General features: G+C 59.4%; 19 protein-coding genes. 12 read left to right on the forward strand and 7 right to left on the reverse strand.

Translation table 11 applies throughout. The features are described from left to right. Positions 1-678: 678 nt before the first annotated feature. On the reverse strand, positions 679-1,377 hold the full coding sequence (locus ACVIGA_RS27785; protein WP_166071915.1) for a nodulation protein NolW: 699 nt from the start codon (positions 1,375-1,377) through the stop codon (positions 679-681). A 193-nt stretch (positions 1,378-1,570) separates the two neighbouring features. Between ACVIGA_RS27785 and ACVIGA_RS27790 the strand changes: the two genes are divergently transcribed. The 11 genes from ACVIGA_RS27790 to ACVIGA_RS27840 are packed head-to-tail and all read left to right on the forward strand — an operon-like array spanning position 1,571 to position 9,980. Further along, positions 1,571-2,071 carry a nodulation protein NolB gene (locus ACVIGA_RS27790; protein WP_456670902.1) on the forward strand — a complete coding sequence of 167 codons (501 nt, stop codon included), beginning with the start codon at positions 1,571-1,573 and terminating at the stop codon, positions 2,069-2,071. 9 nt (positions 2,072-2,080) lie between these two features. After that, the gene (sctJ, locus tag ACVIGA_RS27795; RefSeq protein WP_456668670.1) at positions 2,081-2,941 is read left to right on the forward strand and encodes a type III secretion system inner membrane ring lipoprotein SctJ; all 861 of its coding nucleotides are present in this window, start codon (positions 2,081-2,083) and stop codon (positions 2,939-2,941) included. Positions 2,942-2,964: 23 nt separating this feature from the next. Beyond that, positions 2,965-3,585, forward strand: coding sequence for a nodulation protein NolU (locus ACVIGA_RS27800; RefSeq protein ID WP_456668671.1), 621 nt, complete (start codon positions 2,965-2,967; stop codon positions 3,583-3,585). Beyond that, the gene (gene sctL / locus ACVIGA_RS27805) at positions 3,582-4,205 is read left to right on the forward strand and encodes a type III secretion system stator protein SctL (RefSeq protein WP_166071918.1); all 624 of its coding nucleotides are present in this window, start codon (positions 3,582-3,584) and stop codon (positions 4,203-4,205) included. The genes ACVIGA_RS27800 and sctL overlap by 4 nt, the downstream gene beginning before the upstream one ends. A gap of 2 nt (positions 4,206-4,207) precedes the next feature. Beyond that, complete coding sequence (gene sctN, locus ACVIGA_RS27810; protein ID WP_173643973.1) at positions 4,208-5,557, forward strand: type III secretion system ATPase SctN; 1,350 nt, start codon at positions 4,208-4,210, stop codon at positions 5,555-5,557. Further along, positions 5,533-6,069, forward strand: a complete 537-nt coding sequence (locus tag ACVIGA_RS27815; protein WP_166071920.1) for a hypothetical protein — start codon at positions 5,533-5,535, stop codon at positions 6,067-6,069. Before sctN ends, ACVIGA_RS27815 begins: the two co-directional genes overlap by 25 nt. Continuing rightward, positions 6,069-7,178: a type III secretion system cytoplasmic ring protein SctQ gene (sctQ, locus tag ACVIGA_RS27820; RefSeq protein WP_456668672.1), complete on the forward strand. Its 1,110-nt coding sequence runs from the start codon at positions 6,069-6,071 to the stop codon at positions 7,176-7,178. Before ACVIGA_RS27815 ends, sctQ begins: the two co-directional genes overlap by 1 nt. Beyond that, entirely contained in the window at positions 7,171-7,842 is a 672-nt protein-coding gene (sctR, locus tag ACVIGA_RS27825; RefSeq protein ID WP_166071922.1) for a type III secretion system export apparatus subunit SctR, read from the forward strand. Before sctQ ends, sctR begins: the two co-directional genes overlap by 8 nt. Continuing rightward, positions 7,839-8,114: an EscS/YscS/HrcS family type III secretion system export apparatus protein gene (locus ACVIGA_RS27830; RefSeq protein ID WP_166071923.1), complete on the forward strand. Its 276-nt coding sequence runs from the start codon at positions 7,839-7,841 to the stop codon at positions 8,112-8,114. The genes sctR and ACVIGA_RS27830 overlap by 4 nt, the downstream gene beginning before the upstream one ends. Before the next feature lie 10 nt (positions 8,115-8,124). Continuing rightward, positions 8,125-8,946, forward strand: a complete 822-nt coding sequence (sctT, locus tag ACVIGA_RS27835) for a type III secretion system export apparatus subunit SctT (protein WP_456668673.1) — start codon at positions 8,125-8,127, stop codon at positions 8,944-8,946. Beyond that, positions 8,943-9,980: an EscU/YscU/HrcU family type III secretion system export apparatus switch protein gene (locus ACVIGA_RS27840; RefSeq protein ID WP_456668674.1), complete on the forward strand. Its 1,038-nt coding sequence runs from the start codon at positions 8,943-8,945 to the stop codon at positions 9,978-9,980. Before sctT ends, ACVIGA_RS27840 begins: the two co-directional genes overlap by 4 nt. Before the next feature lie 36 nt (positions 9,981-10,016). On the opposite strand, the gene ACVIGA_RS27845 is transcribed toward ACVIGA_RS27840, so the two are convergent. The 4 genes from ACVIGA_RS27845 to ACVIGA_RS27860 all read right to left on the reverse strand — a co-directional run bounded on the left by ACVIGA_RS27845 (position 10,017) and on the right by ACVIGA_RS27860 (position 15,444). Then, the gene (locus ACVIGA_RS27845) at positions 10,017-10,679 is read right to left on the reverse strand and encodes a CpaD family pilus assembly lipoprotein (RefSeq protein ID WP_166071926.1); all 663 of its coding nucleotides are present in this window, start codon (positions 10,677-10,679) and stop codon (positions 10,017-10,019) included. Between the two features lie 10 nt (positions 10,680-10,689). Beyond that, a complete protein-coding gene (locus ACVIGA_RS27850; RefSeq protein ID WP_166071927.1) occupies positions 10,690-12,144 on the reverse strand; it encodes a type II and III secretion system protein family protein in 1,455 nt (484 codons plus the stop codon). Positions 12,145-12,170: 26 nt separating this feature from the next. Beyond that, positions 12,171-12,860 carry a response regulator gene (locus ACVIGA_RS27855; RefSeq protein ID WP_029083933.1) on the reverse strand — a complete coding sequence of 230 codons (690 nt, stop codon included), beginning with the start codon at positions 12,858-12,860 and terminating at the stop codon, positions 12,171-12,173. Between the two features lie 1,978 nt (positions 12,861-14,838). Further along, on the reverse strand, positions 14,839-15,444 hold the full coding sequence (locus ACVIGA_RS27860) for a hypothetical protein (RefSeq protein WP_456668675.1): 606 nt from the start codon (positions 15,442-15,444) through the stop codon (positions 14,839-14,841). 1,175 nt (positions 15,445-16,619) lie between these two features. Here ACVIGA_RS27860 and ACVIGA_RS27865 point away from each other — a divergent pair. Next, positions 16,620-16,940, forward strand: coding sequence for a VirK family protein (locus ACVIGA_RS27865; protein WP_456668676.1), 321 nt, complete (start codon positions 16,620-16,622; stop codon positions 16,938-16,940). A 289-nt stretch (positions 16,941-17,229) separates the two neighbouring features. On the opposite strand, the gene ACVIGA_RS27870 is transcribed toward ACVIGA_RS27865, so the two are convergent. Together ACVIGA_RS27870 and ACVIGA_RS27875 are read right to left on the reverse strand one after the other, a co-directional pair. Further along, positions 17,230-18,009: an SPASM domain-containing protein gene (locus ACVIGA_RS27870; RefSeq protein ID WP_456668677.1), complete on the reverse strand. Its 780-nt coding sequence runs from the start codon at positions 18,007-18,009 to the stop codon at positions 17,230-17,232. Positions 18,010-18,070: 61 nt separating this feature from the next. Continuing rightward, on the reverse strand, positions 18,071-18,205 hold the full coding sequence (locus ACVIGA_RS27875; RefSeq protein ID WP_256508396.1) for a hypothetical protein: 135 nt from the start codon (positions 18,203-18,205) through the stop codon (positions 18,071-18,073). Between the last annotated feature and the right edge of the window lie 14 nt (positions 18,206-18,219).

The following is an 18,219-nucleotide window of genomic DNA, read 5'->3' on the forward strand; positions in this document are numbered from 1 at the left end:
TGGCGGTACAACTTCGGAAGGCCCAGCCTGAGATGGTCCGGCGTGCGAAGGCCGGATGCGCCTCGATCGCCTGAGCGATCGTCTGCTGCGAGAGGTGATGCGGGGACGGTTCTGGTGCTGGATCTGCACCGAGCGCAGCCGGCGCATGCGAATCATCCTCCAAACGCAAGCCTGGCGAATAGGGTTGCGCTATATCCAGGTATGGCGAATAAGGGTGCCGAGCATCCAAGTACGGCGAATAGTGACGGCCTGCGTCCAGATATGGCGAATAGGGCTCCCCCGGCAGCGCGGGCGAGGCGGTACGATGTGGCGCAGCACCACCCTGAGCGCCGTTGAGCTGCTGCTCAAAGCCGGTAGCGTCCGTGGGCGGTAGCGGTGAATTGGTGTCCGGGCTCGTGTTCGATGGTTCGAATTCGTTGAAATCCATCTGTCATTCCCGCATGATGGAGCAGCTCGAGCAATGCGAAGGCTCCTGTCCTGCGAGACCGAAGCAGCTGTTTCGGAGGTTCGCGTTGATCTTCAAGCTCTCCTGGATGCACACGTCTGGCGCGGTCGATGCGAGGCGCCGCCATCCAGACAGGCTCATCCTGGGTAAGGCGGCTTTCGAAAAGCTGACGATCAGAGGATTTAAGCGAATGCAGTTCGGATCCTCGGCTCGAGCTCTCTCGTATTGTTAAGTCACTTCTGGCCTGCAGCTTCGCGCGCGATGCCGTCCTGATGCTGCGCTTCTGAGGAATAGTGGCTTTCAGGTCGTCCGTCGCGAATGACCGTGCTCGAGGAGCCACGAAACAACATCAAAACCGACCCCAGTGGCGGCTTTTCGGCAGCGGTTGGATTCCGCCGCGCCTGCGCCTCCGCCACAAGGCCCTTGAGCGTTTGGTCCACGAGCGCGATGAAGCGTGGCGGGCCCGAAGCCAGGACGAGGCCATCTCCTGGAGCCGGCTTCACGATATAGCGCTCATCGGAGATGTTGAGCACATCGAGCGCGGTCCTGAACGCATCGAAGCTGATCGGGTTCAACACAATGAGACGGCTTTGCGCCTCTTGAGCCGCGGATATGTAAAGCACGAGACCGTCGTAATACCATTGAAGATTGTACAGATTGGTCAAGCGCTCGAGGAACTCTCGCGGTGGCTGGTCCGGCATTCGCCCACGAATCCGGCCCTTTACCTCGGCGCTGACATTGACCCTGATATTGTGATTGTTGCCGAACTCCTGCAGCGCGGCGGAAAGGTCCTGATCCAGAACCGTGTAGCTGTAAGGAGCCGACGGCAGTGAGAGGGATGCGCCGAGCGCGCTTACCGATCCCAGATAGACAAAAACTCCGACATGGAGAACTCTCCTCAAAATGTTAACCGTTGTGGATCGGATGAGCATTCCCGAAGGCCTTCCGCCTGAAAAAAAACCTAGAATTTCATTCCAACGTGAAGGCCAAACGTGATCTTTAGATGACGTAACCAGCGGCATCTTCGTCAGGTTTTCGTCAGCTCGCCAATCTACGCTCATGATCCGTTCGTCGTTCAACCATGCCTGATCTCATCACACGAGCACAATGACTCCTTATATTATGATGGTAGGCGCGACGCCGATCTCTCCCCATTCAGCTGACTGTGTTTCCAGTGCCTGCTCGCCGGCCGCCACTGGCGAGCAGGCCCACTTTGAGCAGTCCCTTGCGCAAGCGTCTTCCAATGAGGTCGTTGCCTCGTCAGTCTCAGCTAGGGCGGCAGTCGCTCCGCCGGTATCAGAGGTTCAGCGTGCGAGTGCGCTCGCAAGTCCGCCGGGCGATCGCGTCCTTCATGCGCTTTCCACTATGTACCGGAGTTGTGCCGTTTCTCCCGCAGTCAGCGGCACGCCTGCTCCGAGTGGCGTGCAAGGGGGGTCGGCTGCGCAGCTGCTTGTGCAGGTGGATGATGTCGGCGCACATGCGGCGGTTAAGCCGATAGGTTCGGATTTCGATTCGATGATGGTTGGTCTGCGCGATGTCTACAGAGACGTCGTTCAGGTTTCACTTGTCTCCAAGAGCACCAGCGCCGTCAGTTCGTCGCTGAACAAGCTGCTATCGGCCGGCTGAGCGAGGATGATGACTGACGTGGTCCAGAGGCGTGGCGGTGGCGGCCATCGATCGTGGCGGCGGCTTCGCATTTGTCTTGCCCTGCCGCTCCTTCTTGCTTTGATTGGCTGTAAGACCGATCTCTATACCAAGATTCAGGAGCGTGAGGCTAATGAGATGCTCGCGCTTCTTCTTGGTAAGGGTGTCGATGCGGTCCGTGTTGTCGCCAAGGATGGAACCAGCGCAATCCAGGTCGAGGAAAAGCAGCTTGCGTATTCGATTGACTTGCTGAATGTCGAGGGGTTGCCTCGCCAATCCTTTAAGAATCTTGGCGAGGTGTTCAAGGGGGCGGGACTGGTTGCCTCACCGATCGAGGAGCGCGCTCGTTACATCTATGCGCTAAGCGAAGAATTATCCCGCACGATCAGTAACATCGATGGTGTCCTTTCAGCGCGTGTTCATGTCGTTCTGCCGAAGAACGATCTGTTGCGGCAGGATGCGACCCCATCCTCGGCGTCGGTCTTCATTCGACATGGCTCTAACGCGAAGCTCTCGGCGCTCTTACCGCAGATCAAGATGTTGGTCGCCAACAGCATCGAGGGGCTCTCCTACGACAAGGTGGCGGTCGTCTTTGTGCCGGTTGAGCGGGCGCCGCTTGAGTCGTCACGGGCAGCCAGTTCCCCTCAACCAGCAAAATTTGCTTCAACGCCGTTGCTTGCGCTCGGGGTGGGCGGTGCCGGCGCCGCATTCGGCATCGCCTCTTACGTGTTGTTGGGCGCGCGTATTCGTCAATTCGGGCAATCGTCGCGTAAGCTGACCATGTTTGGCGGAGGTTCGAGCGTGCCGGCCGTCCGGGCTGCTGACAAGAAGACCACTTCTGATGCGACGTAGTCAGGACGCTTATGTCGGCATCGATGTCATTCACCGAATCCAATCGTTCGTCCATGTTGGCTTCCGATCGGCTGCACGAGCTTGTTGCCTCCATTCATCCGAGCCACTTTGCTGCGCGCCTTGATCCGCTGCTGTCGCCTCCCACGTTGCTGCGGCTACAGCAGAGTTCCAGACTGCAGCCAAAACTGGCCGGGCTGCTGCTTGGCAGCGAAGTCGAGGTGAGCGGAGCCAACTGGAACGAAGACCTGCTGCTCGGGCATGATCCGCGTCGAGCTGCCCTGCTCGCAGGTAGTATCTGGCATGCGCGCTCGGTCCTGAAGCTGGTTTCAAGGCACGATCTATCAATTTTGGTCGAACTGATCGGTGCCGAAGCGCATGCTTTTGGGATCCGGCATTTATCAAGCGCGGTCGCAACGACGCCCATTGCCGACCCGGAGCAACTATCGCGACAGATTGAACACGATGGGCACGTCTGTCTCGGCACCTGGCTCGACGAGGCTCCAGCGCTTGAGCGTATCCGCGTGCTTCTACGCTTGCCCGTTGGGACCGCCGCGGACAATCCGGCCGCCGACTACCGTGGTGCCGCAGGCCCGCTGCTTTCCTTGGTCATGGCTCATTTGAGGACGGAGGTTGCCAGGGGATGACCGCCGATGTCCCAGCATTGCCGGTGGCGCCGCGGATTCGCCCGCTCGGGCCCCTGATACGGGCAGCCGAACTCAAGGTTTGGCACGATGCCGTGCAAGCGCTCGCCGCTGCCGAGCGACATCTGCAGCGCGTTCGTAGCTGGGGACGCAAAGCTTTTGAGCTGGAACGGATGCGCGGCCATGCCGAGGGCAAAAAGACGGGAGCGGAGGAAATGACACGGCTGATCGCGCAGGCTGTTTGCGAACTGGCGCAGCGAAAGGCCGCTCTGGATCAGGAATTGCCGCAGTTGGTCATTGAGATCGTGAGCAATTTGCTGGGTGCCTTTGAGCCGAGCGAGATGCTGGTGCGGGCCGTTCGTCACGCCATCGAGCAAAAGTATAAGAACACGGAAGTGTGCCTTCACGTATCGCCCCTGAAAGCCGATCTGCTGGCCAGTGAGTTCGCGGCCTACGATGGACTTGACGACCGACCTAAGGTCAGGATTGAGCCGGATCCTGCGCTGACGGCGGACCAGTGCGTTTTGTGGAGCGAGTTTGGCAATGTCGACCTTGGACTTGCCGCGCAGGTCCGCGCGCTTCGTCTTGGCCTTGGTTTGTCCTCGCAGGAGAGCGAGCCGTGACCATGCAACGACCAGCCCATGAGGCTGCGGCAGGGGAAGGGAATGTTCACGCCGCGCTCTCGTCCTTAAGATCTTCCGCAAAGCATATCGACACCCGCGCCGTTCGTGGTCGGGTCACGCGGGCAATAGGCACGCTGCTCCACGCCGTTCTGCCGGAGGCCCGTGTTGGGGAACTGTGCCTCCTGCAAGATCCTCGCAGCGGGTGGTCACTAGAGGCCGAGGTGATCGGTCTATTGCCGGACGGGGTGTTACTCACCCCGATCGGCGACATGGTCGGATTGTCCAGCCGTGCAGAAGTGGTCACGACCGGGCGAATGCAGGAAGTGCCAGTCGGTCCCAATTTGCTCGGCCGCGTAATCGACAGCTTCGGCCGTCCACTCGATGGCGGGGGCCCGATAAAGACTGGCGAAGTTCGTCCGCTGCGCGGCAGGGCGCCCAACCCCATGAAGCGACGCGGCATCGAACAGCCTTTTCCGCTTGGCGTTCGCGTCCTGGACGGGCTTCTGACATGTGGAGAAGGCCAGCGGATCGGAATCTATGGTGACGCTGGTTGCGGCAAGTCGACGCTGATGTCGCAGATCGTCAAAGGCGCGGCCGCCGATGTCACCATCGTCGCGCTGATCGGCGAACGTGGCCGGGAGGTGCGTGAATTCATCGAGCGCCATCTTTGCGAGGCCATGCACCGTTCGGTCGTCGTCGTTGAAACCTCCGACAGTTCGGCCATGGAGCGGGCGCAATGCGCCCATATGGCAACCGCGCTGGCCGAATATTTTCGTGATCAAGGATTGCGCGTCGTTCTGATGATGGATTCATTGACGCGCTTTAGCCGCGCCATGCGTGAAATCGGCCTTGCCGCAGGAGAGCCTCCGACTCGACGCGGATTTCCGCCCTCGGTTTTCGCGCTGTTGCCAGGCCTATTGGAGCGTGCTGGCATGGGCGAGCACGGTTCAATCACGGCTTTCTACACCGTGCTCGTCGAAGGTGACGGCACGGGCGATCCCATCGCCGAAGAATCGCGCGGCATTCTTGACGGCCATATCATTCTCTCACGCGCGCTTGCCTCGCGAGAGCAGTTTCCGGCCATCGACGTGTTGTCGAGCCGAAGCCGCGTCATGGACGCAATCGTGTCTGTGCCGCATCGCAAGTCGGCATCCTTCTTCCGTGATCTGCTCTCGCGTTACGCCGAGGCGGAGTTTTTGATCAAGGTCGGCGAATACAAGCAAGGCTCCGATCCGTTGACGGACCGGGCGATCGCCTCGATTGATGAGTTGCGGGCATTTTTGCGCCAGGGTCAGGACCAGGCATGCAGTTTTGAGGAGACGGTGGCATGGATGTCACGTCTGACCGCCTGAATGGCGTTCATGCGTCTAAACTGCGGCTCGTCAAGGACATGAGGGAGCGAAGCGCCCTTCGTGAACTGTCCAACATGGAAACCAGGCGCCACATCGCGGTTGATGCCGTCGAACAGGCTTCCACGCATCTTGCAAATGCCGAACGACGCCGCGCAAGGGTTGAAGCCGAGCTTTATCGGGAAATGTTGTCGGCCGATGCGATATCGGTCGCCGACCTCGAGCGGCGCCACCATCTCATCATTGGGCGGCTCACAGAGGAGATCGCAGCGACGCAACGGGCGTTTGATGAGGCACGTTCCGCTCAAGACCAGGCCGAGGCTGCCGTTCTTGAGGCGCGGACCCTCTGGGCCAAACGTTCAACGGCGAGCCAAAAATGGCAAGAGATCGAGCGCGACGTTCAGCGCATGACCGACGCGCATTGCGAAGCTGCGGCCGAAATTGAAGCCGATGATGAGGTCGTGCTTCGGTACCGGAGGGGATCAGATCGCCAAGTGGGAGGCGAGCCGACCTGATGGCCACTTCTCCAACGCCAGGACGCCCTGATGTGGAAGGGAGGGTTGCGTCGCGATCGTCGGGGGAACCCGCACCGTTCAGACCAGCGCTGATCCTCTCTCATGCTGTGGTCTCATGGCTCAATGAAATCGCAGCGTTCCGCGTCGCTCTGCAAAGCCATCTAGGAGATAAACCGCTGTCGCTGGATCATAACCGGCTGGTCTGGCAGGCCGAGCCGGCTGCGGCATCGATGCTTGACTGCGTCTTTGACGCCGGCGGCGAAACGGTCGTCTTGTCCTTGCCTGGTTCGCTTGTGGAAGCGTTGATTGCGAACGTGCAGAGTGGTTTAACCTTACCTTCCGAGCCAAGTCGTTCGCTGATCCTTGAACTCGCGCTTGAACAATTGCTCGCTCCACTGGAGAGATTGATCCGACGGCCGTTGCAGCTTATCCGCACCCATAAAGCAGTGATGTCGGGTCCATATATTGAGTTCGACGTCTCCTATGGTCCGCTTACAGCGAAGGCTCGCCTGCTTCTATTCCCGTCTCTCGACGGTCCCGTTCCACCTGCGTTCAGCGCCCTCGGCGAACTGCTTGGCCGATTGCCGCGACAGCGGCCCAAGCTTCGTTCTGAGCTGCCTGTCATCGTTGCAGGCCAGATTGGCTCGCTCCGCGTCACGATTGGGCTTGTTCGTCAAGCACAGCAAGGTGACGCGCTGCTGCCGGACGCAATTCCCCTCGCTTGCGGCCAGATCATCCTTGCCGCTGACCAATTATGGGCTCCTGCCGAGATTGCCCACGACAGGCTGGTCCTGCGGGGGCCATTCCGCTTGCAATCCCACCCCCTGAAGAGTGGACATATGACGACACAACCAGAAGCGCAGCAGCTTCCCTCTGAAGCCGACATCGACAGCCTTGAGATCACACTTGTATTTGAATGCGGCCGCTGGCCGCTGCCGCTGGGAACCTTGCGAACTATCAACGAAGGTCATGTGTTCGAACTTGGCCGGCCGCTTGATGGTCCGGTCGATATCCTTGCCAACGGCCAACGCATTGGACGCGGCGACCTCGTGCGGATTGGCGAGAAACTTGCCGTCAGGTTACGCGGCAGGTTGGCGGTCAATGACTGAGATTCAACCCAGCATCCTCGCGCTTCTGGCGGTGACAGTCGGCCTCGGCCTGCTCGCGTTCGCCGTCGTCACAACCACCGCCTTCATAAAGGTCTCCGTTGTTCTCTTCCTGGTTCGCAATGCGCTCGGGACCCAATCGATACCGCCGAACATTGTCCTGTACGGCGCGGCACTGATTCTGACCGTCTTCATCAGCGCTCCGGTCTTTGAGCAGACCTACAACCGATTGACTGATCCCCAACTTCGCTACCAAACCTTCGATGACTGGATGACCGCCGCCAAGGAAGGACAGGAGCCGCTGCGCGCCCATCTGAAGAAATTCACCAATGAAGAGCAGCGCCGGTTTTTCTTGTCCTCGACTGAACATGTCTGGTCGGAAGAGATGCGCGGCAGCGCTACGGCCGATGATTTTGTGATTCTGGTTCCGTCCTTCCTGATCTCCGAACTCAAGCGTGGTTTCGAGATCGGGTTTCTTCTTTATCTTCCCTTTATTACCATCGACCTGATCGTCACGACGATTCTGATGGCCATGGGCATGTCGATGGTGTCCCCGACGGTGATATCTGTTCCCTTCAAGCTCTTTCTGTTCGTCACCATCGATGGCTGGTCACGTCTCATGCACGGGCTGGTATTGAGCTACACAACGCCGGGAGGCGGACAATGAATGAAGCCGGTATCCTTACGCATCTGAGCGAATCGCTCGTCCTGTTCATGATCTGGGTTCTGCCACCGCTCCTCGCAGCCTTGGTCTCCGGATTGATTATCGGCCTCATCCAGGCGGCGACGCAGCTCCAGGATCAAACCTTGCCCCTGACGGTGAAGCTTCTGGTCGTCGTCGCCGTCCTCGCTGGGTTTTCTCCGGTGCTCAGCGCTCCCCTCATCGAGCAGGCCGAGCGCATCTTCAGCGACTTTCCCGCACTCACCGGCAGATACTAGCAGAGCCTGGATGGCTGGACTGTCCCCCACAGATGCGCAAGCTCTGGTCCAGGGCGCGATCGAACTTGTCGCCGCAACGGGTCTTAGCGCGGCCCGTGCCTTGGGAATCATGCTGGTCCTTCCCGTCTTTACGAGGCCACGTATAAGTGGCTTGGTTCGAGGAAGCATGACGATTGCGATCGGACTGCCGTGTCTGGCGCAGATCAAGCTCGGCTTGGAGGCGCTGGATCCAAACACGCGACTGGTCAGCGTCACCATGCTCGGTCTGAAAGAGGTGTTCGTCGGCCTTCTGCTCGGAATCCTGCTCAGTATCCCATTATGGAGTATCCAGGCGGTCGGCGACATCATCGATACTCAACGGGGAATTTCGAGCCAGGTGGCGGCGGAGGATCCCGCAACGCATAGCCAAGCGTCGGGAACCGGGCTTTTTCTCGGCATCACGGCGGTCACGATTTTCGTTCTGGTGGGCGGCCTGCAGACCATGGTGAGAAGCCTTTATGGCAGCTACCGGATCTGGCCCGTGTATCAGCTTCTGCCCGCGGTGACGGCGCAAGGGGCAATGCAATGTCTGAGCCTACTCGATCACATTATGCTGACGACGCTTCTGGTCGCCGGGCCGGTGCTGGTCCTGCTGCTGCTGATCGATATATCGGTCATGATGCTGGGGCGCTTTGCATCGCAGCTCAAGTTGAACGATCTCTCTCCGACGATCAAGAATGTCGCCTTCGGTCTCATCATGGTCAGCTACACCGTCTATCTTCTTGAATACGCGGGAGCTGAGATCCTCACGTCGGACAACGTGCTGGAATATCTGAAGAAGCTCTTGAAATGAGCGGCTCGAGCGAGGAGAAAAAGCTACCTCCAACTCCCAAGAAGCTGCGCGATGCGCGCAAGAAGGGGCAGAGCGCGCGCAGCTCCGATTTGGTGAGCGGTGTCAGCGCATGCGCCGGTTTCGGCTGTCTGTGGTGGAGAGCCGGGCCGATCGAAGACAAGTGGCACGAAACGGTCCGGCTGATCGACAAAGTGCAGGAGCAGCCGTTCACGAGCGCGGTCCCGCAAGCGCTCAGTGGCTTGCTGGAGCTTTCGCTGGCAGCCGTCGCGCCATTGCTCGCCTGTGCCGTGGCAGCGGCCCTGTTGGCGAATATCCTGGCCAATGGCGGCTTTATGTTTGCCTCGGAGCCGCTCAAGCCGAAGCTGGAGAAATTGGATCCCGTCAAGGGCCTGAAGCGGATCGCATCGAAACGTTCGTTGATCGAACTTGGCAAGACGCTGGTCAAGGTGGTGGTCCTCGGGACGAGTTTGTTCCTCACCGTGATGGCAAGCTGGAAGACGCTGGTGTACCTGCCGGTCTGCGGCATGGGCTGTCTTGGCTTCGTCTTCACCGAGGTCAAACTGCTAACCGGAATTGCCGCTGCGGCTTTTCTGGTCGGCGGATTGGCCGACCTTCTGATCCAGCGCTGGTTGTTTCTGCAGGACATGCGCATGACGGAAACCGAGGCCAAGCGCGAGAACAAGGAACAGCAAGGCAATCCGCAGATAAAGCGTGAGCACCGCCGTCTGCGGCAGGAGGCGGCGAACGAGGCTCCGCTCGGCGTCCATCGCGCCACTTTGATATTGAGGGGAGCGGCAACCTTGATTGGGTTGCGCTATGTTCGCGGCGAAACCGGCGTGCCGATCCTGGTCTGCCGTGGCGAAGGCGACGCTGCGTCACAGCTGCTTCATGAGGCGCGCGCGCTCTGCCTCCGTATTGTAGATGACGACATCCTGGCGCACCAGCTCCTCGGCAAAGCAAGGCTGGGCAATCCGGTTCCTACAGAGTATTTCGAGCCGGTCGCAAAAGCGCTTTACGCTGCCGGACTGGTCTAGATCGTTTTGACCGGGGGCTGCGATTGCGAAAGGCCGTCATCGAGGCGGCTGTATGTCCCTCGTTCCGCCCGCTGGGGCTTCCGGCGCTGCCCTGTTGGCTCCATCGTCGCCATTGCTCTTGTTGCGCGCGGTAAATGTCCCGTAGTTCGCAACGGGACCGGCGGCACGATCGCCATTGCTTGGCATAACCGATCGATTGTCCAGCAAGTCGAGCGGATCGTTGACCATGGCTGCCAGATTGCTTCTGGTCGAGCAGCCGAGCGTCGGGTCAAACGAATTATCGTCAACTGCAGGCCCGACGATGGAAAGCGACGGACAGACAGGAGGATGGACTTGATAGGTGATTGCCTCGATCCTCACCCCGAAACGGGCAGGCAGATCGAGCGGGGAGGCCGACAGGCGGATGTTGTAAGGGGCAACGCCCATGGCACGGGCTTCGTGCGTCACCTGGGCGATGAGACGGGGCGAGCCGGTGACCTCGATATGAAGTGCATCCCGCCGGCCGCCACTCGCAGCTGCAATGAAACTGTGCAGCCGGCGCCTTTCGGAGCCGCGAAGGCTCTGCAGGACCAACACGCTGTTCTTCTGCTCCACCTCAATCGCTTGTTGAGCCGATCCAGAATGGGTCGAAGCATTGTTTGCGCATCCGCCTAATGCTGCCGCAACAGCGATCAAATGGCACAAATGTCGTAGGGGCATTTGACGATCCTCACTCGATGATAAAGCCGGCACTGCCAGTCAACCCTGGTGCGCTCGTGCGGTGCCCATCGCGATCTCGGGACGGCCGTGCCAGCGTGTTCGTCAGAACGCGGCCCGCATCTGAGGGCGGCGCGATGCGATCGTTCGGCGCACTCATCCGAGTCGGGTTCGATCCCGGCCGAACGATGTAGGGTGTGACGACAATGACGAGCTCGGTTTCGCGCTTTTGAAACGATGAGGAGCGAAAAAGCGCGCCAAGAATCGGCACGTCGCCGAGCCAAGGAAACTCGCCGATGTCAGTGTTGAAGTTGCGCCGGATGAGCCCCCCGATTGCAAAGCTCTGACCGCTGGCGAGCTCGACAACGGTGCTAGCACGCCGCGTCGAGAGGGCGGGCACGGCCATGCCATTGATTTTGACTTCACCTTCTGTGGACAATTCACTGACTTCGGGCTTCACGCGTACGTTGATCTGGTTGTTGCTGAGGACCGTGGGGACAAACTCCAGGCTCACGCCGAACTGGCGGAATTGGACCGAAACCTGCCGGTTATCCTGCATGACCGGAATGGGAAATTCGCCGCCGGCCAGGAAGCTCGCAGCTTCCCCGGACATCGCCGTCAAGTTGGGCTCAGCCAGGATTGAAGCGAGGTGCTCGCTGGCGAGCGCGTCGAGAACAGCGCTCAGGTTGATACTGCCGGCGCTAAATCCGATACCGACCGTGCCGCCGCCGCCCGCAGCGCCGGAACCTGCACTTTTTCCGGTGACAATGAAGGCGCCATTTTGGCCCGAGGCGGAGAGGTTGATATTGAGATCCTTGACGGCGCTGCGGGAGACTTCCGCCACGCGGACGCTGAGATTCACCTGCAAAGAGCCGGCGACCTGGATCTTGTTAACGACCAGCGCACCCGCACCGAGAAACTGCTCGGTCACCTTCTTGGCGGTCTCGACGACGTCTGCATTGGGCGCGGTCCCGCCAAGGATCGCTCCGCGCGGGGTATAGCTGACCTGAATCGGATAGTCGCCGACCTCGGCTCTCAGCGTGGCACGCAGATCCTCAATCGGCTGCGTGACCACAACACGCATCTCGGCGAGGGCCTCGCCGGCGTCGTTCAAGGCAAACAGGCTGGTCCGCCCAGGCTTTTTACCAAACACGAAGATCGTCGTGTTTGAGGGGGCCTGATAATCGGCGATCGCCGGATCTGCAACAAAGATGCTGGCCGCAGGAGCGGTCAGATGAACTGTCTTGCCCTGTGAGGAGGACAGGTTGAGGGTGCCGGTCGCGCTGCCAGGCGCAGCTCGCGGTGGTTCTCCTTTGCCGTCCCGCTTTGTCTGAGCCGCGGCAGCAAATGGAAATAGCACTGCGAGCGCGCAGAGGGCGTAGCAGAGAAGCGGCAGACCGGCAAAGAGCGGCGCCGTGGAAACCATCGGCGACTTGTCAGCGCCGGCAGCATTGTTAATGACCTTCAAGGGATTGTGCTTTCAAGTTCGATCGATTAGGCGGCCGATGCCGCACTAACGAGCTCAAGGGTGTAACCAACGCCGCGCGCGGTCTTGATTCTTAAGGTTGCACCCGCCTGGCTCAAATGCGCGCGCAAGCGATAGATCCCAACTTCCAGCGCGTTGGTGGAGACCTCGTCGTCGAAGGCATACAGGCTATCCTCCAGTGACGACCGAGGCACGGTGCGGCCGGCGCGGCTCAGCAGATGCTCAAGAATGCACACTTCCCGGCGCGCAATCCTCAGTACTCGGCCGCTGACGGAGACTTGTCTTCCGATCGGGTCGAAATGCAGGTTGCCGAATGTCACGACCGGCGCCGTCATCTGCGTTGACCGTCGCAGTATAGCGCGCATGCGAGCGATGAGTTCGTCGATTGAGACGGGCTTGGCCAGGAAATCATCCGCACCCGCATTAAAGATCGCGATCCGCCGGGCGAGATCGTTCAAGTTGCTCATCATCATCGTAGGCATTGAACATCCGTCGCGCCGCAATTGCTTCAGCCAGTTCAAGCCGTCTCCATCCGGTAAAGCCGATTCGAGCAAGAGAATGTGGTAGCTGGCGCAATCCAGCGCTGCCGCCGCTTCATCCAGGGTGCGTGTCACGTCAACCGCGAACCCGCAACCGAGGAGCGCTTCCTTCACAGCGCGGGCAAAGTCCGCGTGATGATCAACCAAGAGAATTCGCATGTCATCGCCTCTCGTTCATCCACGCCGAGACCTGCGTACGTTACGGGTGACCAAGAGCGTCGGCCAAACTCACAGAGGCGCACTTTGAAAAAGCCCGAAAGCGACGAAGCAGATCGTGGCGGCGCGCGAGCAAGTCGAGCCATTCACTTGTCACCGAACACAAAAAAGCGGCGGTCTGCCGTGGACTGGGAAGATCTCCAAAATCATTCACGAGGCCCAAAATAGAAGCAGCAGGCGGATGCCTAGGTGCGCTGATCGCGGCCAGGCGTGCACGCGCTGGGCCGCCTCGTTCGATATCGTTAGCGCCAGACGGCGCGATCGATACGCAAGCGCAGGAGACAGCTGGATCTGAACCGTCTAGCAAAATCGACATTTGGAAACTCCGCCACCTTGCTCAAGTCCTGCGGTCGGCACTGCTATGCTTGCGCCTATGGCGTCGCCAGGTCATGACAAAGCACGCTTTTCCGCTTGAAGAAGTTTACGCCCCGCAACCGACCGATGCTTCAGAAGCCGCGGCGCGTAACGATGCTATCGATGCTCCTACCGGCTAGCGACAGAGCCGTTCGGTAGCCGGTGATAGACATGCAGACGCCAGCGATCCCGACTTTGAATCGCGTCCGATGTCCCGGACGCGGCATCCCCTCGACAGCAGTGCACGAGGCCGAAAAGGCGCGGCACGCGCAACGAGGCATCATCGGATTGAAGTCGTTACGCCAGCTGTCTCTCATCGCTTGGGATGAACGACGGCTGAATGACCGATGCCCGACCTTAAAGTGCCTTTGTGTCGGCACGGAGCGAGATAAGCGGGGGCCGCATTCTACGCGCCTGCTACAGTCGGCTCCGGCTAAGGCTGTGCTGATTCGTCCGTCCTGCAGGTAGGCGGCGTTGAAAAGTCGCCTTCGAAAGGAGTGGTCGACCCGCGTGACGGGGCGGAGTGGGGCTGCATTAAGCTTTAAAGATGTTCGCAATTCTTGCTACCTATCAGGAAGTGTTCGCCCGAGTGGGGTTCTTTGTGGTGAGGCTGTCGGAAATCCTACAATCTCACGTACGGTGCGATTCAAGTGTCTTTAACGTTTGGTTTAGCGGAGTCCCGTCAAATGTGCGGGCGCCCTGGAGCGGCGTCGACACAGACGCGGCCATCTACATGCGAATCATGGTCGCTTTCACCTTCTTCAAGGTCGTATGCATTACCTTATGATGTCCAGCGTGAGCCGTAGCCGATGGCAGTGTGTTATGAGGCAGTCGTTCTCACTACGCGTCACCGCTGTCCACAGCGTCTGACCGGGCGGCTGGCTGATCGCCTCAGATGTGGCAATCAGCCAGACAAACTATGGCTAGTCGTGGGATGCTTGGACCTGCCGCGTCATTTACATCCTGGGTGCAAACGCGCGATTGCCCAAGTCGAGTTGACCGGCAGGGGACTGAGAAAGATTGTCACACTACGTTGTAGAATGCGGCCTCCCAAGATTGCTCCGCCGACTATGGGGTCTTCGCGTAAGATCGGCAAAATCGATTGTTTCGATGGAACGCATTCAGAAGACGAATGGACTCTGTCGCGATGCACCGCATGCGCGGTTGATGCCGCTTTACTGCGCTTGGTGGTGCGATCGGTCTGACCGTCCCTTGATCGAACGCGCGTCCAGAATCAGGCTGAGACGGCCGTGAACAGAAGCCGGGCTTTCAGCGCTTCACGTCACCGGGCTCGATGACGAATGTGACCGCTAGCCATCGGATCGATGCGGGGATGCCAGATGCGCTTGGGGCGCCGCGCCAAGAACGCGTTAAAGAGCCATTCGGGCGGCTCCAGATGCCTGACCCGTTCGCAGGGCCCGCTCGAAGGCCGCATGCGGAGGCTGCTCGATACGTTGTTTGTAAAGCCTGCGCTCATGGCACATCCTCCGTTTCTTCCTTGGGGGACGTGCCTAGCGTTTCAGCATGAAGGCACTTACCGCCAAAGGGCGCGCAGGAGGCCGTCTAATCATTGCCATCGCGCTTGTACGGATTTGGGTCGCCGGGTACGGTAGTCGTCGAGATTGCCGCCCGGAAAAAGGCGCTCGGTCTCTGGGGTTGGCGTTCTGCCCAGCGCGCACATGAAGTGCACATCCGCATCGATGTTGTGCTGATCCTCAACATTCATTCCGAGCCCAATGCTGCTCAGCACGTCGTCGGGCGTCCGGACCGCGGACCTCGGTACGGTGTAGGTGTGCAGCGCGTTCGTACTTTGGGCGATCGCTCGTGCCCAGTGATCGCGCGAATCGACGAGTTTGGATGGATCCTCAACCAGCGACACGAAGGGGAATGCTGTTCGACCGCGCATATGCCATCCGGCTTGGCGCGCCCGGTCCATGGGATATCGCTCCAGAGGATCTCCCATGGAAGAATGATCCCGCGCCGTGTTGCGCACATGCGATATTGCGCTCGTGTTGTCTTCCACGCGCGGCCTGCAATCGCTGTCCTGGTGCTGGAAGCGCCGCAGCGTGACATATGACGATCCTACCACGTCATCGAAAACGCGCTCCCGATCGACACCGCCGTCGAAAGCGGCGGTCGATGGCGACCACCGTGCCAATTGCTGCACAGCCAATTCGATCTCATTTCTGAGCGCATCAAGGGGGGCGCCTGTCAGCGTTGCGGCAAGCTGAGCGCGCGCGCCCACAAATGATGCGGCTGGATAGCGAACGGTTTGCCGGGCCTCGTTCGGCCCAGTCGAGGACGTGGAAGTTGCGGAATTTGTTGCGGTAGGAACTGAATCCGACGTTGGGGGAGTCGGATGCAGGGCTCCAGATGCTGCTCGAAGCTTGCTTGATCAGCGGACGGTTCTGCCCTTGAGCTGGTCTGTGCGTTCGACTCATCGAGCTGCCGGGGCACCCGGTGCGGCTGCGGGAGGACATCGTGAACGCCAACCGGAGTTTCTGCAGCATTCCGCGGATCAATATTTATTGGATGCCTTTCAAGTACTGCTCGTTCGTGTACATTTTCGTAGATGTAGCATTCAGGAAGCTGACGGACGGGGAAATAAGCGATATCCGCTGAGGGTTGCCGGATGGATGAATTCAGTCCAGTAAGGCGAGCGGCCAGCCGAACGGAAGCCGCGCAAAGCGGTGGAGCAAAGTCGGCGCTGTTTTTCGCCGTCTGGCATTCCTGTTTGTTAAGGCCGAGATCAGACGCCCTGACTGGGCAAGGCTTATTCACGCCGCTGCGTTGGGCGCTTGTCGTCGTCGTCATTGTGGACGTATTGTTTAGGTGGCAGAGAGCCATGCAGGTATCACCGTAGACAACCTGGCAAGTTGCGCCCTGGTCGAACTGTTGACCGGAAACCGCGCGCTTACACACATGTAAAAGCTCATCCGCTCAATCATGTCGACCTCCGTCGGAGGAGCTTTGCCGCTCGTGATTTCCAAGTGGCCGCGTCTTTGATGAAGTCGGTCCGGCGATGTCGCCCGAGGAGAAGCGACTTCAGCAAACCTGACCTACGAGGTTGTGACGTCGGAATAGCCGCCACAACCACTTACGCCTGTTTACTACAGGTTGGTTTGTCGCAAAGCGCAACCGCGCGTGATGCTCGAACTCGCCAAACGGCCTTGCGAGCACGAGATCCTGCAACGTTGCGCTTCTGCGATCTGTGGTTCTCACCGAGGAAAAACCTATGAAGTTTATTGGCAAAGGCCTGTCGATCCCACTGTCCTTGCTTTCGATCGCCTGCGTGAGCGCGATGGCCCGGGCCGATGAGCCCTCGCCGAAATACGTCGAGGTGCCGCCTTGCAGACGGGCGAGAGTGTGAAGCTTATACTGGATATGAGCCGCTGTACCGCCGCCGAGGGTGGAAAGGCCGGGTCGGCGACGCAGGCCGGTTTGGTCATCAATGCCTTCAGGGTGACCACCCGGAACGGCATCAGCTTCGCCAATGCGGACCAAACCGTGGACAGCTCCGGGCATGCCGTGACCGAATACATTCGTCATAGCCTCAGCCGCGAAGGTAAACTCACGGCGCGGGCCTCGCCTATCATCGGGACGACCGAACTCGTGAACCAGGGCGAGTTTGTCTGCGAACTGCCTGATGGCGCGAAGTTCATCTGGTGATCGAAGCGGCGACTGCGCCGCGGCGGGGAAGCGGCGTGGCTACCTTATTCTACGGAGGTTCTTCGTATCCTGACACGATAGCTCCGTGCCGACGGCCAGAATCAGTTCTGGCCGTCTTTTGCTCCCCTCTGGCCGAGTTGCACGAATTTGCGTCAGTTCGCCCAAGCCATCGTAACGGGGGGGCGCCGGTGTTCAGCAGACCTCAATAATTCGGGCGCGAAAGGCGACGCTTCGCTCCTGTCATTTCGTCGCTTACAACTCATGGCGTTGGCATTTGCTGGCCTGCTCCTCAAAAGGCGTGACCGGCACCGGTCATGCCTCCCGACGATTGCGGCTTGGCATATTCACATCTCCTGCAAAGCAGAAAGCCGTCCATTCCGTTCATGCGATCGATGATTTCGCGAAATATCGGTGTTTCGAAGAGATCCTCGGATTCGTCTCGCAGAAAATTGCCCAGGACATGATGCCGCTCAAAATCCATGCCGCACAGACTAATGTCGCCGTTCGGGAGGAGGACATTTCGATTTTGCCGTTCGCCAATGCAAGTTGGAGTGCCGACGAGAGGCCGCCGTGGTTTGATGATACTCGGATCAGTACGTCCTCGCCTGCTCGTCAGCGGCCGTAAGCGGGTTAACTGTTTGGCGGGAATGATGTCGGCGAGTTTGGGATGGACTTTGCCAAGAACGATGTATCGAATTGAGGGAATGTTCGCCTCGACCAGTCTCCGCAGGACATTGAGATAGGTCTTTCCGACAAGGCGGCTGTTCATGTAAGTGCCGTCATCGAGGACGTGCACGACGAAGCTCTTGAACTGCAGCATTTGCAAGCGTCGAATGTCACTCCTATTCATTCCGACAAGGGTCGTGAAAATGCGGATGCCATGGCCGCGTTTGTAAGCATACTCAACCATCGTCGTGCACTCCGGATGGAGCCAAGGCTCCGAGTAACCCGCAAAGCCGATATCGATAGCCGCTGGTAGGCGTGCCAGACATCGCTTGAGATCCTGAAGACCAAGGTGCTTCGCTTGGGACACGGGGCGTTGGCGTTCTGCGAACTTATCCTCGGACAATAGGAACATCGGACGTTGCACCCTGCCGTCGTCGTAATCTGTAGTTCCCGGCGGCTGGGATTTAGCAGGTTGTTGAAGAAGTCTTTGAACGGCGCGCGATGAATGGAATGTTGTCGCCGTTGAGGAGGCAGATCTCCCCTTCGAGAGAGCCGTCCTCCTGCAGTTCGGCCCAGCCGTCGCCCTCGGCTGGCTCCATTTCGTCGTTTCCCT

This window comes from Bradyrhizobium sp. USDA 3240, from assembly GCF_054063295.1.